General features: G+C 72.2%; 11 protein-coding genes and 2 tRNA genes. 5 read left to right on the plus strand and 8 right to left on the minus strand.

The features are described 5' to 3' along the window. The 3 genes from PLJ28_RS10755 to PLJ28_RS10765 all read right to left on the minus strand — a co-directional run. Nucleotides 1-2,498: ExeM/NucH family extracellular endonuclease (locus tag PLJ28_RS10755; RefSeq protein WP_324590108.1), on the minus strand; the 2,498-nt coding region annotated here is incomplete at its 3' end. A 205-nt stretch (nt 2,499-2,703) separates the two neighbouring features. Further along, entirely contained in the window at nt 2,704-4,995 is a 2,292-nt protein-coding gene (locus tag PLJ28_RS10760; protein ID WP_298044410.1) for a bifunctional metallophosphatase/5'-nucleotidase, read from the minus strand. A 233-nt stretch (nt 4,996-5,228) separates the two neighbouring features. Continuing rightward, nucleotides 5,229-5,316, minus strand: a tRNA-Ser gene (locus PLJ28_RS10765). Between the two features lie 134 nt (nt 5,317-5,450). Here PLJ28_RS10765 and PLJ28_RS10770 point away from each other — a divergent pair. Together PLJ28_RS10770 and PLJ28_RS10775 are read left to right on the plus strand one after the other, a co-directional pair. Next, nucleotides 5,451-6,515 (plus strand): NAD(P)H-quinone oxidoreductase, encoded by a 1,065-nt coding sequence (locus PLJ28_RS10770; protein WP_298044412.1) that lies wholly within the window; start codon nt 5,451-5,453, stop codon nt 6,513-6,515. Continuing rightward, a complete protein-coding gene (locus PLJ28_RS10775) occupies nt 6,515-6,964 on the plus strand; it encodes a hypothetical protein (protein ID WP_298044414.1) in 450 nt (149 codons plus the stop codon). Before PLJ28_RS10770 ends, PLJ28_RS10775 begins: the two co-directional genes overlap by 1 nt. 43 nt (nt 6,965-7,007) lie before the next feature. Here the strand turns inward: PLJ28_RS10775 and PLJ28_RS10780 are convergent, their stop codons facing one another. After that, complete coding sequence (locus tag PLJ28_RS10780) at nt 7,008-7,304, minus strand: rhodanese-like domain-containing protein (RefSeq protein ID WP_298044418.1); 297 nt, start codon at nt 7,302-7,304, stop codon at nt 7,008-7,010. A 177-nt stretch (nt 7,305-7,481) separates the two neighbouring features. Next, a tRNA-Thr gene (locus tag PLJ28_RS10785) sits at nt 7,482-7,558 on the minus strand. Nucleotides 7,559-7,751: 193 nt separating this feature from the next. Here PLJ28_RS10785 and PLJ28_RS10790 point away from each other — a divergent pair. Continuing rightward, the gene (locus tag PLJ28_RS10790) at nt 7,752-8,528 is read left to right on the plus strand and encodes an HAD family hydrolase (RefSeq protein WP_324590109.1); all 777 of its coding nucleotides are present in this window, start codon (nt 7,752-7,754) and stop codon (nt 8,526-8,528) included. Between the two features lie 100 nt (nt 8,529-8,628). On the opposite strand, the gene PLJ28_RS10795 is transcribed toward PLJ28_RS10790, so the two are convergent. The 3 genes from PLJ28_RS10795 to tmk are packed head-to-tail and all read right to left on the minus strand — an operon-like array spanning nt 8,629 to nt 12,237. Further along, a complete protein-coding gene (locus tag PLJ28_RS10795) occupies nt 8,629-10,263 on the minus strand; it encodes an alpha/beta hydrolase (protein ID WP_324590110.1) in 1,635 nt (544 codons plus the stop codon). Nucleotides 10,264-10,273: 10 nt separating this feature from the next. Then, nucleotides 10,274-11,503, minus strand: a complete 1,230-nt coding sequence (locus PLJ28_RS10800; RefSeq protein ID WP_324590111.1) for a DNA polymerase III subunit delta' — start codon at nt 11,501-11,503, stop codon at nt 10,274-10,276. Beyond that, nucleotides 11,500-12,237 (minus strand): dTMP kinase, encoded by a 738-nt coding sequence (tmk, locus tag PLJ28_RS10805; RefSeq protein WP_324590112.1) that lies wholly within the window; start codon nt 12,235-12,237, stop codon nt 11,500-11,502. The genes PLJ28_RS10800 and tmk overlap by 4 nt, the downstream gene beginning before the upstream one ends. Before the next feature lie 80 nt (nt 12,238-12,317). Between tmk and PLJ28_RS10810 the strand changes: the two genes are divergently transcribed. After that, the gene (locus tag PLJ28_RS10810; protein ID WP_324590113.1) at nt 12,318-13,532 is read left to right on the plus strand and encodes a trans-sulfuration enzyme family protein; all 1,215 of its coding nucleotides are present in this window, start codon (nt 12,318-12,320) and stop codon (nt 13,530-13,532) included. Between the two features lie 9 nt (nt 13,533-13,541). Beyond that, a complete protein-coding gene (locus PLJ28_RS10815) occupies nt 13,542-13,883 on the plus strand; it encodes a DUF2516 family protein (protein ID WP_298044436.1) in 342 nt (113 codons plus the stop codon). Nucleotides 13,884-13,919 lie beyond the last annotated feature (36 nt).

Here is a 13,919-nt window from a genome sequence, read left to right on the forward strand (position 1 = left end):
CGCCACTGGTCCGCGGCGTAGAGCATCTCGTTGACGTAGTTGTAGCGCGAGTACTCCAGGGCCACGGACTCGTCGGCGTTGATGTCCCAGACGTCGGCACCGGTCACTGTGGCCTCGGCGGCGGCGTTGGTGAGGATGCCGTCCAGGGAGCCGACCGAGCCGTCGAAGGCGTAGGTGTGCTCACCGGTCTTCGGGGCCTGCGAGACGTACCCGGCGTCCTCCATGACCCGGATGGGGTCCTCCTTCTCGTAGGAGTTGAAGTCGCCGATGAGCAGGACCTTCACCACGCCGGTCTCGTCCTGCAGCTGCGCCGCGAAGGCGACCAGGGCCTCGGCCTGGGCCACGCGGTCCGCGTTGGAGGCACCCTGGCCGTCGCCGATGTCCGTGTTGCCCGCGCCGGAGCCCGAGCCCTTGGACTTGAAGTGGTTGGTGATGGCGATGAACCGGGTGGACTCATCCCCGTCCACGGCCTGGAACACCTGCGCCAGCGGCTCGCGGGCGTTGTCGAAGGCGACCTGGTCGTCGAGGATCACCGACTCCCCGACCGTCTCCACGACCTCGGGCTGGTAGATGAAGGCGTTGCGGATGACGTCCTGGGAGGCCAGGTCCGGGGTCACCGAGGGAGTCTTGGCATACGCCCACTTCTCCCGGCCGGCGTCGGCGTTCAGCGCCTCGACCAGGGTGGCCAGCGAGTGGTCCCGGTCCTGTCCGAACACCGCGGAGTTCTCGATCTCCTCGAGGCCGATGACCGAGGCGTCCAGCCCGTTGACGGCCTCGACGATCTTGGCCTGCTGGCGTTCGAGGTTGACCTCGTCGTAGGCACCGCGGGGATCACACCGATTGGTCGTGATGGGGTTGCCCTCGCGGTCCTCGTAGGCCTCGCAGGACTCGAACCGGTTCCCCAGGGTGGTGAAGTAGTTCAGCACGTTGAACGTGGCCACGGAGACGGTGCCGCCGACCTCGGCGGGCGCCTCCTCCCCGGTCCGGGTGTCCTCGAACCGGGCGGGCTGGACCTGGTCGGCGTTCTCGTCCGTCAGGTGCGCCAGCGGCTGGAAGCTCCAGGCGCCGTAGCGGAAGTCCAGGATCACCGGGGTGGTGAAGTCGACACCGGAGCCCACGCGCACCGGGTCGTCCAGGTCCAGGTACGGCAGGGCGTTCTGGTTCCCGGGGGAGCGCATGAAGTTCGTGCCGGCGCCGTCGTCGAGGACGATGAGCTTCTCGTCGTTCTCGGCCCTCACGGCCTGGGCCGCGGCACCCGGCTTGGCGACCGTCGTCGGGTTCAGCAGCGGGCTGTCCCCGGGCACGATGCCCAGCGAGCCGTAGGTGTTGACGTCGTAGTTGTCCGTGATCGTCCAGTCACCCACGGGAGCGAGGAGCATGCCCTCGTGGGCCTCCTTCTCGGCCTCGGTGAGCGGGAACTCCAGTTCCGTGGGTTCCACGGCGGCGTCCTCGTCGAGGACCTCCACGCCGCCGTCGGCCACGGTCAACTGGGTCAGGGCGTAGTACTCGCCGGCCGTGCCCGTGACCTGGACGTGGTCGCCGAGGGCGACGTCGTCCACGGTGTCCCGCGAGTAGACGAAGATGCCGTCCGAGGCTTCTCCACCGCCTCCGCCTCCGCCTCCGTCACCGTCGCCGGCGTCACCGCCGGTGCCGGCGGTCTGCAGGTAGTAGCTGTCGTAGCCGCCGGTGGAGTACACCGCGGTGACCACGCCGCGCGTCGTCACGACCTGCCCGGCCAGCGGGGTGGCCTCCCCGGTGCCCTGGATCCGGGCGATGGGGGTGACCTCGGTGGGGGTGACGGGATCCCCGGGTGCCGGGTCGACCGGGTCGGCCGGGTCACCGGGGTCGCCCGGTTCCGAGGTGGAGTTCGTCGGCGTCACGGTCCCGTAGAGGCTGAAGTCGGCTGCGTTGTCGTCCGTGTCCACACCGCCGGCGGCACGGTTCATCGACCTCGGGTCCGAGTTCGCGGACGGGGACTGCGCCGCGGCGGTCTCGAAGGTGTTCGAGGAACCGTAACCCAGCAGGTCGACCACGCGCTCGTCCTGGCCGGAGAGGACCGAACCGGTCGACAGTCCCGTCAGGGCCGCGGACTGGTCGGAGAGCACCAGGGTCCCGCTGGTGCCGGAGAAGGACACGCCCGTGGTGGCATCCGGGGCGGGCAGGGCCTGGCCGGCGGAGCCGTTCGAGCTGCCCTGGACCAGGTAGTACCCCTGGGCGGGGATCGTGCCGGAGAGCCGCACGACGCCGGTCGGGGCCGAGCTGCCGCCGGAGGAGCGGTACTGCAGGGACCAGCCCTCCAGGGAGACCGGGGAGTCCGTGGGGTTGTAGAGCTCGACGAACTTGTGCGTGTAGACGGCGTTGGCCGACCCGCCGTTCGTGTAGGCCTCGCTGATGACGACGTCGTCACCCGCCGGTGAGGCCTGGGCGGGGACGACGACGGCCGCGGCGAGCAGGGCCAGCGAGGCCCCGACGGCGGTCAGTCGGTGGGTGGTCTTCATGGAGTCACTTTCGGTGGGGTGCGAGCGGTGAAGGACGGTTGACATGGTCACATGTGACGCTGAACGGCCGGTGTCCAGCGGTTGGCCGCGGGTGGACGGCGGCGCGGTACCCTCCGGCCGGGCCCGGGGACGGCAATGCCCCCGGGGACGGATCCCGGGGGCATCACCGTCACGGCCGGTGTTCCGTCCATGTCAGTGCGTCGGATCAGGACGAGCGCGGGCCCGTGCCGTTGCCCTGGTTCTCACCGGGGGCGCGGCCGCCGTCATGGTTGCCGCTGTTGTTGCCGGGGCCCCTGTTCGGGTTGTCCCGGCCGCTGTTGTTGCCGGGCCCCTTGTTCGGGTTGTCCGTGCCGGCATCCGGCTGACCGGTGCCGGTGACGCTGAGCGGGAGGCGCACCTCGGAGGTGGAGGCGTACCGGTCGTCGTAGGTCACGGTCATGACCAGGGTGCCCTCGGCCGCGGTCCCGGGAGCGGAGATCCCGGCGAGGGTGACGGTCTCGCCCTCGGCGGCGATGTCCTGGGAGCCGAGCTCGGTCACCGTGCCGTCGGCGGCCTCGAAGGCCACGGCGACGCCGGTGGCGTCCCCGGCGCCGTCGGAGTCCAACTCGAGATCGTCCAGGGTCAGGACGATCTCCTCACCGGGGGCCACCGTCTCGGGGGCGCCGGTCACTTGCACGGAGTTCTTGGAGAAGTCCGGGCGGATGTCACCGGTGGCGGCGGTCTGCGCCTGGATGTACTCCTGGTACGCCTGGTTGTCCATGATGCCCAGGTCGACGTAGCCCTGCTGGCCGGTGGCGAAGCCCTCGTAGCCGTCGGGGGCGGGGTTGCCTGTGCCGACCCAGGAGGTGTCACCCAGGAAGGACAGGGTGGCGATGGTGTACATCTGGTCCATCTCCACCGGCTCGCCGCCGATCCAGATCCCGGTGACCTTGTCGTCCTGGGCACGGGACTCGTCGAAGGTGTAGGTCAGCTCCTCGGACCAGCCCAGGTGGTTGGTCTTCTGGCCGTTCTGCCAGTTCTCCTCGAGGACCTGCTTGATCGAGGAGCCCGGGAGGTCGAAGTAGACCAGGGTGTTGCCGAACGGTGCGAAGTCGAGGACCTCGCCGAGGGTCACCTTGCCGTGCGCGGCGGTCGGCTTGGCGGTGAACTCACCGCCGGCGGTGAACCGGTCGTACAGCAGTTCGGCGCGCAGGCCGCCGGAGTTGGTCACGCCCAGGTCGACGGCGGGGTTGGACAGGGCGACCCTGTCCTTGAGGGCGTTGGCGGCCCAGTTGCCCAGGGTGGTCTCCTGGCGCCGGGTGCCGCCGGCGCGCCAGGAGCCCGATTCCGCGATGCGCACCGGGTAGTCGGTGGTGATCGACGCGTCGATCTCACCGATCTCGGTCTTCTGCAGCTCCTCGAACTCCGCGACGGCCGCCTGCTCTAGGGCGTAGACGGCGGCGGTGGCCTCGGACTCCGCGGCTGCGGCTGCGGCGTCCTGTTCCGACTGCTCGATCAGCGAGGACTCGTATCCGAGGACCTCGGAGGTCTCGGCGTCGATCTCGAGCTCGACGGCGGCGAGCAGGTTGCCGGACTGGCCGGCCTGCACCACCGGGCGGTTCTTGGGGCCGTCCTCGGTGGGGACGGTGGTGGCGTAGTTGTAGGCCTGGTGGGAGTGGCCGTTGAAGATCACGTCCACCGCCGGGTCGGTGTCGTTGACGATGCGCTCGAAGACCTCGGAGCGGGCGGTCTCCTCCTCGAGCGAGCCGTTGCCGTCGGCACCGTCGTGGTAGGAGGCCACGATGATGTCGGCCTCCTCGTTGTCTTCCTCATCGACGCCGTCCGAGAGCATCCGGGCAACCTGGTTGACGGCATCCACGTGGTACGGGACCTCGTTGCCCTCGAGGCCGGCGCCGGTGGTGGTGGCGTAGAGGTTGTTCGGCACGGCACCGATCACGGCGACCGTCACGCCGCCCACCTCGAACACCTCGTGGGAGGACAGGACCGGGTCCTTGGTCCCCGGGTCCACGAAGTTCGCGGCCAGGATGTCGAAGTCCGCGATCTCCAGCACGCGGTCCTGCAGGTCGTCCAGGCCCTTGTCGAACTCGTGGTTGCCGGCGGCCGAGACGTCCAGGCCGAGGGCGTTCATGACCTCCAGCGTCGGTTCGTCCTGCTGGACGTTGGACACCGAGGCCGAGGCGCCGATCAGGTCCCCGGCGCTGGTGAACAGGGTGGATCCCTCACCCTGGGCGGCCTCGAACGCGGCGCGATAGTCCTCCACGGTGTCGGCGAACTGCGTGCCGGAGAAGTCGGGGGACAGGGCGCCGTGGAAGTCGTTGAAGCTCAGGAGCGAGATCTTCTCCGTGCCCTCGGCGGCCGGGACGGCGGCGGCCTCGATGGCCTCCTCGGCGGTCACGGTGGGGACGGTGGTGTCGGCGGAGGCCGGGAGCGCTGCCGCAGGGGCGATGACGAGCCCCGCGGTGAGCACACCGGCCAGCAAGGATTTCCTTGGCTGCATCAGTCTGTGGTTCCTCTGGTGCCCCAGAAACGGTGCGTTCCAGCCGGCGACGGGGCTGATTCCGGCGTGGACGACCGCCGTCCGAGAAAGACGACGGTCCCATCATCGCACCACCCCCGCATGAAGTCTCGGTGACGCCGAAAATAACGGGAGGGCATACGCCAGGTGCCGTGGACCGGCGGACCAGTTCCAGGCCTGACAGGGGAGCATGCGGCGCGTGATGCCACGGAGAGCGGATGGTAAGGGATTCGAACCCTTGGCACGGGGTTACCGCACACTGGTTTTCAAGACCAGCTCCTTCGGCCGCTCGGACAACCATCCAGAAGGTCCAGTCTAGACGGCCGGCGCCCGGTTGCCGCGCGGGTGGCAGGGAACCCGCCTGACGGTAGATCATGGACGGAGCCCTGCCCGCGCGCGTCCGGCGCGCACCGACTGCCCACAGCCACGGAGGAACCATGACCACGCAGCCCCGGGACGCGTCCCACCCGACCATGCAGGCCATCTCCTACACCGGCGCCGGTGGTCGTGAGGTCGTGGCCGTCGTCGACTCCCAGATCCCCGTCGCGGGACCGGGGGAGGTGCTCATCCGGGTGCACGCCGCCGGCATCAACCGGGCGGACCTGCTGCAGAGGGCGGGGAACTACCCGGTGCCTCCCGGTGCCCCGGACGGGCCGGGGCTGGAGGTCTCCGGGACGATCGAGGAGACCGGGGCCGGCGTCGGGCCCTGGGAGTTCGGCACGCCCGTCTGCGCCCTGCTCACCGGCGGGGGGTACGCCGAGTACGTCGCGGTCCCCGAGGGACAGGTGGTCCCGGTGCCCGACGGCGTCTCCCTCATCGATGCGGCCGGCCTGCCCGAGGTGGCCGCCACGTGCTGGTCCAACCTCGTGATGGAGGCGGGCGTCCAGGCCGGGGACTGGGTCCTCGTCCACGGCGGCACCGGGGGCATCGGCTCCTTCGCCCTGCAGCTGCTGGCCGCGCTGGGGGCGCGTCCGCTGGCCACCGCCGGCAGCCCGGAGAAGGTCGAGCGCTGCCTCGAGCTGGGGGCTGAGGCCGCCATCAATCATCGCGAGGAGGACTTCGTGGAGCGCGTGCGCGAGATCACCGGTGGGCACGGCGCGGACGTCATCCTGGACGTCATCGGGGCGAAGTACCTGGAGCGCAACGTCGACGCCCTGGCCCGGGGCGGCCGCCTGGTGGTCATCGGCCTGCAGGGCGGGGGCTCGGGGACCCTGCCGCTCGGGAGGCTGATGGGCGTCAACGGCTCGGTGACCGGGACCCTGCTGCGGCCGCGTCCGGTGCAGGAGAAGGCGGAGATCATGCGTCAGGTCCGCGACCAGTGCTGGCCGCTGGTCAGCGCCGGGAAGATCCGCACGACGACGGACACCGCCTTCCCCCTGGACCGTGCGGCACAGGCCCAGGACCGTTTCGAGGAGGCGGACCGCACCGGCAAGGTGCTGCTCGTCACCGAGGCCGCCGCCGCGGACGCCGTGCACTCCGGCGCGCAGCGGCACCGCCCGTGATGGCCGGGCCGTTCGCACGCGGGCGCCAGCGGCGGAAGGACGATCGTGAGCTCGGCACCGACCTGTGGCGCCGCTGTTACGACTGGTTCGCCCGGTCCCTGGACCGGTATTGGCAGGTCGTGGACGAGGCGCAGCGCAGCGGGAGCATCCCGCAGGACGAGATGAACGGGCTGGTGAACGCCGGGAACGTGCTGGCCGAGCTGCTGCCGCGGGTCCGGCGGCTGTGCGTCGAGGCCCGGCGGGAGCACCCCGAGCACGGGATGGAGGTCCCGGCGCCCGTCTCTGACCTGCACCGGGTGCTGTCCCGGGCCGCCAACGACCTGGCCACCACGGCGCAGGCGGCCGCCATGTTCCGGCTCGGCCAGTCCTCCCTGCAGTCCGTGGGACGCCGGGCCGAGAAGGTCATCGCGGCGGTCGAGGAAGCAGAGACGCTCCGCCCTGGGCGTTGACCACGCACTCCGGGTGCCGAGGGGCAGGCCCCGGGGCCGTGGGTCAACCCGCCGGCAGGCCGGCGCCCTGCCAGGCGACCATCCCGCCGCCCATGGTGTCCGCGGCGTAACCGGCCGCCTCGAGGGCCTCGGCCACCCGGGCGCTGCGACTGCCGCTGCGGCACACCACGATCACCGGCCGTGTCCGGTCCAGCTCGTCCAGGCGCGTGCCCAACTGGCCCATGGGGATGTGGATGGCGCCGGGGATCATTCCCTCGGCAACCTCGAAGTCCTCCCGGACGTCCAGGACCTGGTCCTGGGCTCGGCGCTGGTCGGCCTCGGTGATGGTGATCTCGGACAAGGCTGCTCCTCAAGGGTCTATGGATTCGCGGGCGTGACCCGTGCACCCAGTATGCTGCATACCCCCCGGGGTATGCAAGGATCGCTGGAGGATCAGGCGCACGATCACGCCGTGGAACGCACCTCACGGCATGAAAAAACCTCCCCGAGCGGCGTGAGCCGTCTCGGGGAGGTTTCCTGGAGCCCCCTGCCGGATTCGAACCGGCGACCTGCTCTTTACGAGGGAGCTGCTCTGGCCAGCTGAGCTAAGGAGGCGTTACCGTGGCGCCCGCCGTGCGAGTGCCACGGCTGTCCATGGTAGCGGCAGGGTGGCCTGCCGGGCAAAGCGTGTCATGGCGCGCTTGTTGGATGGGGAGGATCCGGGTGCCCGGTGCGGTCCACAACCCACAGATGACGTTCACTTCACGGCCAACCCCCGGACAGCTAGGTGCGGTGGAGTGGGACGACCATGAACGAGACCCCGGCACCTGCCCGGGCCGTCGTCGAGGGGAGAACGGACGTGACGATGCCCTCCACCACCCGTCCGGGGCCTGGCCTGGAACCGGCGCGCCCCCTGAGGCTGGCCGTGCTCGACATGTCCGGCACCACGGTCGAGGAGGGCGGCCTGCAGGACGACGCGTTCAGCACGGCCCTCCGCGAGGAGGGGATCGAACCGGGCGGCCCCCGGCATGACGCGATGGTGGGTTACTTCCGGCGGTCCCGCGGCACCCCCCGCCACGAGGTCTTCCGCTCGATCTTCAGCGATGACGCGGTCGTCGCCCGGCGGGCCAACCGGCGCTTCGAGACCGCCTACGACGAGTTGCTCGCCGAGCGCGGGGTGCGGCCGGTGCCGGGGGCCGCCGAGGCCATGGCCGAACTGCGCGAGGCGGGGATGAAGATCGTGCTGACCACCGGCTTCGCCCGGCACACGCAGAACATGATCCTGGAGTCCCTGGGGTGGATGGGCGTCTCGGACCTGAGCCTGTGCCCCTCGGACGCCGGCCGGGGCGTGCCCTACCCGGACATGATCCTCACCGCCCTGCTGGCCCTGGACCTGGACGACGTCCGCTCCGTGCTCGTCGCGGGAGACACGGTCGGGGACATCCGTGCCGGCCGGCGCGCGGGGGCCGGGCTCACGGTCGGCGTGCTCTCCGGCTACCACGACGGGCCGGCGCTGACGGCGGCCGGTGCCACCGCCGTCGTGCCCTCCGTCCGGGACATCCCGGCGCTGGTCCGGGGCCGCTGACGGGGCTCGTCCCCGACCGGCCACCTGCACCGGCCACCTGAACCGGTCACCGCCACCACCCACCGCCACCGGCCGCCGGCCGGTCACGGACCCGGGGGCGTCAGGGGCAGGTCAGCCCGTCCTCGGGCACGGTCCCCTCCACGAGGTAGGCGTCCACGGCGTCCTCGATGCAGTCCCCGGCCCGACCGTAGGCGGTGTGGCCCTGGCCCTCCCAGGTCACCAGGACGGCCGACTCCAGCTGGTCGGCCAGGACCGAGGCCCACTCATAGGGGGTCGCGGTGTCCCCGGTGGTGCCGACGACCACGATGGGCGCCGCACCCGGAGCGCTGGCCGGAGCCGGTTCGCTCACCGGGGCCTCGGGCCACACGGCGCAGTACAGCCCGGAGTAGGCCAGGAACCGGCCGAGGGTCGGGGAGGCCTCGTCCAGCTCCGCGGCCTGCTCGCGCAGGACCTGCGTGTCCGCCGGTGCCGGCCCGTCGAGGCACTTCACGGCGGTGATCGCCGCGGTGACGTTCGAGTCGTACGTGCCGTCCTCGTCCCGTCCGGCACCCAGGTCCGCCAGGTGCAGCATCAGGTCGGGGTTGCCGTCCAGGGCGTCCTGGACGGCCCTGGTCAGCACGGGCCAGCTCTCGTCGGCGTTCAGCGCGAGGATCATCCCGGACACGAACGTGCTGGCCGGCACCTGGCGTCCGTCCGAGGCGGTCATCGGGGACTGCTCCACCTGCTCCAGAAGGCGCCGGACCTGGGCCACGGCGTCCTCCGGGGTCCCGGAGAGGGGGCAGTCGCTGCCGGCCAGGCAGTACTCCGCCCAGGACGCCAGCGCCTCCTCGTAGGACGCGGCCTGGGCCAGCGTCACCTCGGACTCGGGCAGGGACGGGTCCATGGCGCCGTCCAGCACCATGCGTCCCACGTTCTGCGGGAACAGCCCCGCGTAGGTGGCCCCCAGGTCGGTGCCGTAGGAGAAGCCCAGGAAGTTCAGCCGGTCGTCCCCGAGCACCGCGCGCAACAGGTCCAGGTCCCGTGCCGAGCTCTCGGTGTCCACGTGACCCAGGACCTCCCCGGTGTGCTCCTCACAGGCCTCGGCGAACTCGCGCGCGGACTCGCGCAGCTGGTCGAGTCCCTCGTCCGTGGAGGGGTCGATGTGGCCCTCCCGGGCCTCGTCCATCTCCTCGTCCGTCAGGCAGGTGACCGGGGCGGAGCGGGACACGCCGCGGGGATCGAAGCCGACCACCGTGTAGTGCTCCCGGACGTCCGCCGAGACGGCGTAGTCCAGACCCTCGACCACCATGTCCACGCCGGAGACGCCCGGCCCGCCGGGATTGACCAGCAGGTGCGGGGCGTCCTCCCCGGCCCCGGCCGAGCGGACCAGGGCCAGGTCGATGCTGTCCCCGCCCGGGTCGGCGTAGTCCAGCGGGGCGCGGGCGGTCGCGCACTCGAAGCCGCCCTGGTCCTGCTCACAGTCCTGCCACTGCAGATCCTGGTCGTAGTACTCCCCGAGGCCGTCGGGCACCTCCCCGGGGGCGGCCGTCCCGGGGCCGGTGGTCCCGCCGGTGGCCTCCTGCCCGCCTCCCGGCGTGGTCCCCTCCGTGCCGGTGCCCGTCCCACCACCGGCCCCGCCATCGGGGGTGCAACCGGTCAGGAACAGTCCCGCGGCCAACAGGCCGGCGAGCAGGGGCACCGGACGGCCGGGACTGCTGCCGAGGGGGCGGAGGGAAGCACGGGGACTCTGGCGCACGCGGGGCCTCTCAGGGATGGTCGGGCGGTCGTCGGTCGAGGATCCGGTCCGGCAGGAAGCTGGTGGCCATCGCCTCCAGCGCCAGCAGGGGCGGGACGTTGCCGGCCAGCCGGCGCCGGGCCGTGGAGACGGCGTCGATCCGCTCCACGGTGCGTTCCGGGGAGGCGGCCCGGGCATAGGAGGCCAGCTCGTCGCGCAGGTGCTCGTTGACCAGTTCGGCGTCGGTGCCCAGCTGCAGGGCCAGCACGTCCCGGAACAGTCCCGTGAGGTCGATCATGGCCCGGTCCAGGGTGTCGTGCACGGCACGCTTGTTCCGCGCCGTCTGGGCGTCCTCGAGCCTCTTGACGTGGTGACGCAGCTTCGCCGGGACCTTCTCGTCCTCTGCCAGGCCGAGTGACCGCAGCAGGTTGCGCCGCTCCTCGGCATTGCGGACCTCGGCGGAGGAGGCGGCCTCCTGCTGGGTGACCTCCACGAGCTCCTTGGCCATCGCCACGGCGTCCGAGGTGGCCTTGACGCGCAGGGGCAGGTGCACCACGGACTCGCGGCGGGACCGCGATCCCTCGTCCCGGGCCAGGCGCCGGGCCATGCCCACGTGGGACTGGGAGGCCCGGGCGGCGAACAGGGCCAGCTCCGGGTCCAGGCCGTCGCGTTCCACCAGCAGGTCCGCCACCGCCCGCACGGCGGGGATCCGCAGGCCCACCTGGCGGCACCGGGACCGGATGGTGACCAGCACGTCGGCGGGGGAGGGGGCGCACAGCATCCAGACGGTCCGCTCGGGCGGTTCCTCGATCGCCTTGAGCAGCACGTTCGTGGCCCGCTCTGTCATCCGGTCCGCGTCCTCCATGATGAAGATGCGCCAGCGCCCGGAGGTGGGACGGTCCTGGGCGAGCGCGATCAGGTCGCGGACCTCGTCGATCTTGTAGGTGACGTTCTCGGTGGCCAGCACCTTCACGTCCGCGTTTGTCCCGGCGGCGACGGTCAGGCAGGCGTGGCAGCTGCCGCAGCCGCGCCGGTCCGGGTCCTCGACCTCGCACTGCAGCGCCTGGGCGAAGGCCCGGGCCGCGTTGGAACGGCCGGATCCCGGGGGGCCGGTGAACAGCCAGGCGTGCGTGGGCCGGTCCGCCGCGGCGGCCCGGGACAACTGCTCGACGGCGGCCTGCTGGCCGGCGAGGTCGGCCCAGGCCGGCGCCAGGGCGGCCGGGGTCGTCTGGTCCGCGGGGACGGGGGAGGGCGCGGTCATGGCCGGCTCCCTTCGGGTTGTGTCCCTTCGGTGGCCATCGCCCCGGAGCGGCCCCGCTGGTCCAGGAGTCCGGTGACCCGCCCCAGCACCTCCTCGGCCAGCTCCGGAACCGGCCGCGCGGCGTCCAGCACCAGGTACCCGCCCGGATCGGCGGCCGCCCGGTCGGTGAAGGCCGCCCGGATGCGCGCGTGGAAGGACTCCGGCTCGGACTCCATCCGGTCCGGCCCGGCGCCCCCGGCCGACTGCTCGCGCAGGGCCCGCCGCGCGGCGGCCGTGCCGGTGTCCACGTCCAGCAGGACCGTGAGGTCCGGGTGCAGCCCGTCGGTGGCCCACTCGTTCAGCTGCGCCACCATCTCGGTGCCGAGGTCCCGTCCGGCGCCCTGGTAGGCCACGGAGGAGTCCACGTAGCGGTCGGTGACCACGATCCGCCCGTCCGCCAGGGCCGGGGCCACCAGTTGGCGCACGTGCGCAGACCGGGAGGCGGCGAACATCAGGGCCTCGGTGACGGCATCGATGGGGGCGTACCGCGGATCCAGGACGAGCTCGCGGAGCCGCTCACCGATGTCGGTCCCGCCCGGTTCGCGGGTCGGCAGCACGTCGTGGCCGGCGGCCCGGAGCCGATCGACCAGCAACCGGGCCTGGGTGGACTTGCCCGAACCGTCCCCGCCCTCGAAGGCGATGAACACGCCCCGCCCTCGGGCTCCGGGGACGGCGGCAGCAGGCGTCTCAGTCACCGGCCCAGCCTACCGGCGGCGGCGTCACGGTGCCGAACGATCCACACCCCGGGCCCGGCGGCGGACGTACGATGTGGCCCATGCATCCCGAAACCCTCTTGGTCAGTGCCGCCCGTCCCGCGAAGGAGGTCGACGCGCCCGTCAACGAGCCCGTGCACCTCACCTCCACCTTCGTGGGATGGGAGGCCGGGGGCGGTGCCGACCGCCGGGTCTACGGCCGGATGTCCAACCCCTCCTGGGACGGGCCCGAGGAGCTGCTGGCCGCGCTCGAGGGAGTGCCGGACCCCCAGGCCACGCCGGCCCTGCTGTTCTCCTCCGGCATGGCCGCGATCGCCGCGGCACTGCACCTGGTCCCGGTCGGCTCACGAGTCATCGCCCCGCAGCACGCCTACAACGGCCTGACCTCGTTGTTGGAGAGCATGGGCGACTCCGGCCGGCTGAGCGTCGACCAGGTGGACATCACGGACACCGTGGCGGTCGTCGGAGCGCTCGAGGGGGCCTCGATCCTGTGGCTCGAGTCCCCGACCAACCCGATGCTGGAGGTCGCGGACCTGCCCGCGCTCACCGGGGCCGCGCACGCGGCCGGGGCGCTCGTCATCGTGGACAACACCTTCGCCACGCCCCTGGTGCAGCGTCCGCTCGACCTCGGCGCGGACGTCGTGGTGCACTCGGTGACCAAGTACCTGGCCGGGCACTCCGACGTGGTGATGGGCGCGGCCGTCACCGCCGACCCGGAGCTGCAGGCCAGGCTGCACGCCCACCGGACCCTGCACGGGGCCATCGCCGGGCCGATGGAGGCCTTCCTGGCGCTGCGCGGGATGCGGACCCTCGCCCTGCGCCTGGAGCGCTCGCAGGCCAACGCGGCCGAACTGGCCCGCCGGGCGGAGGCGGCCCGGCGCGAGGGCACCCTGCCGATCGCCGCCGTGCGCTACCCGGGACTGGCGGGGCACCCGCAGCACGCCCTGGCGGCGCGGCAGATGCACGGCGGCTTCGGCTCCGTGCTGACCGTCGAGGTCGCCGCCGGCAGCGGCGAGGACGGGACCGAGCCGGCCGAGGACGCATCCGCGGCCGCCGCCGACGCCGCGGTGCGGGCCCTGCGGCTGTGGGTGCCGGCCACCTCACTGGGCGGGGTGGAGTCGCTCGTCGAGCGCCGGCGGCGCTTCGCCGCGGAGCCGAGGACCGTGCCCGCCGGGCTGCTGCGGCTCAGTTGCGGCATCGAGCACGTGGACGACCTGTGGGACGACCTCGAGCAGGCACTGCGCGCCGCCGCGGCCGGGAACCGCGCCCACCGCTAGGCTGTCCCCATGAGCGCCTGGATCCTGGTCACCTCCATCGAGAACTGGTTGTACATCGCACTGTCGGTGGTGGCCGTGGTCCTCGAGGTCTGGGCGCTGGGCGACTGCCTGACCCGGCCCGCCCACCAGTTCGAGCGCTCCGGCCAGAAGCAGAAGTCGTTCTGGCTGATCCTCACCGGGGTGGCCGGCGTGGTCGGTGTCCTGACCTTCCTGGGCTCCATCAGCAGCCTCGGCGCCGGCTTCGGCCTGTTCCAGATCGCGGCCCTGTGCGTGGCCGCCGTGTACCTGGCCGGCCCGCGGACCGAGCTGAGGATGTTCGGCCGGGGAGGCCCGTCGCACTACGGCTACTGACCGTTCCGGGCCCCGGGCCGCCTATAGGATGTGCCC

Source organism: Citricoccus sp., assembly GCF_035445025.1.
GTDB lineage: Bacteria > Actinomycetota > Actinomycetes > Actinomycetales > Micrococcaceae > Citricoccus.

Bases quoted from the DNA above. Each gene is read 5' to 3' on its own strand.
- PLJ28_RS10770 (WP_298044412.1), top strand. From the start codon at position 5,451: ATGACCACGCAGCCCCGGGACGCGTCCCACCCGACCATGCAGGCCATC.
- PLJ28_RS10790 (WP_324590109.1), top strand. From the start codon at position 7,752: ATGAACGAGACCCCGGCACCTGCCCGGGCCGTCGTCGAGGGGAGAACG.
- PLJ28_RS10815 (WP_298044436.1), top strand. From the start codon at position 13,542: ATGAGCGCCTGGATCCTGGTCACCTCCATCGAGAACTGGTTGTACATC.
- PLJ28_RS10775 (WP_298044414.1), top strand. From the start codon at position 6,515: ATGGCCGGGCCGTTCGCACGCGGGCGCCAGCGGCGGAAGGACGATCGT.
- PLJ28_RS10760 (WP_298044410.1), bottom strand. From the start codon at position 4,995: ATGCAGCCAAGGAAATCCTTGCTGGCCGGTGTGCTCACCGCGGGGCTC.
- PLJ28_RS10810 (WP_324590113.1), top strand. From the start codon at position 12,318: ATGCATCCCGAAACCCTCTTGGTCAGTGCCGCCCGTCCCGCGAAGGAG.
- PLJ28_RS10800 (WP_324590111.1), bottom strand. From the start codon at position 11,503: ATGACCGCGCCCTCCCCCGTCCCCGCGGACCAGACGACCCCGGCCGCC.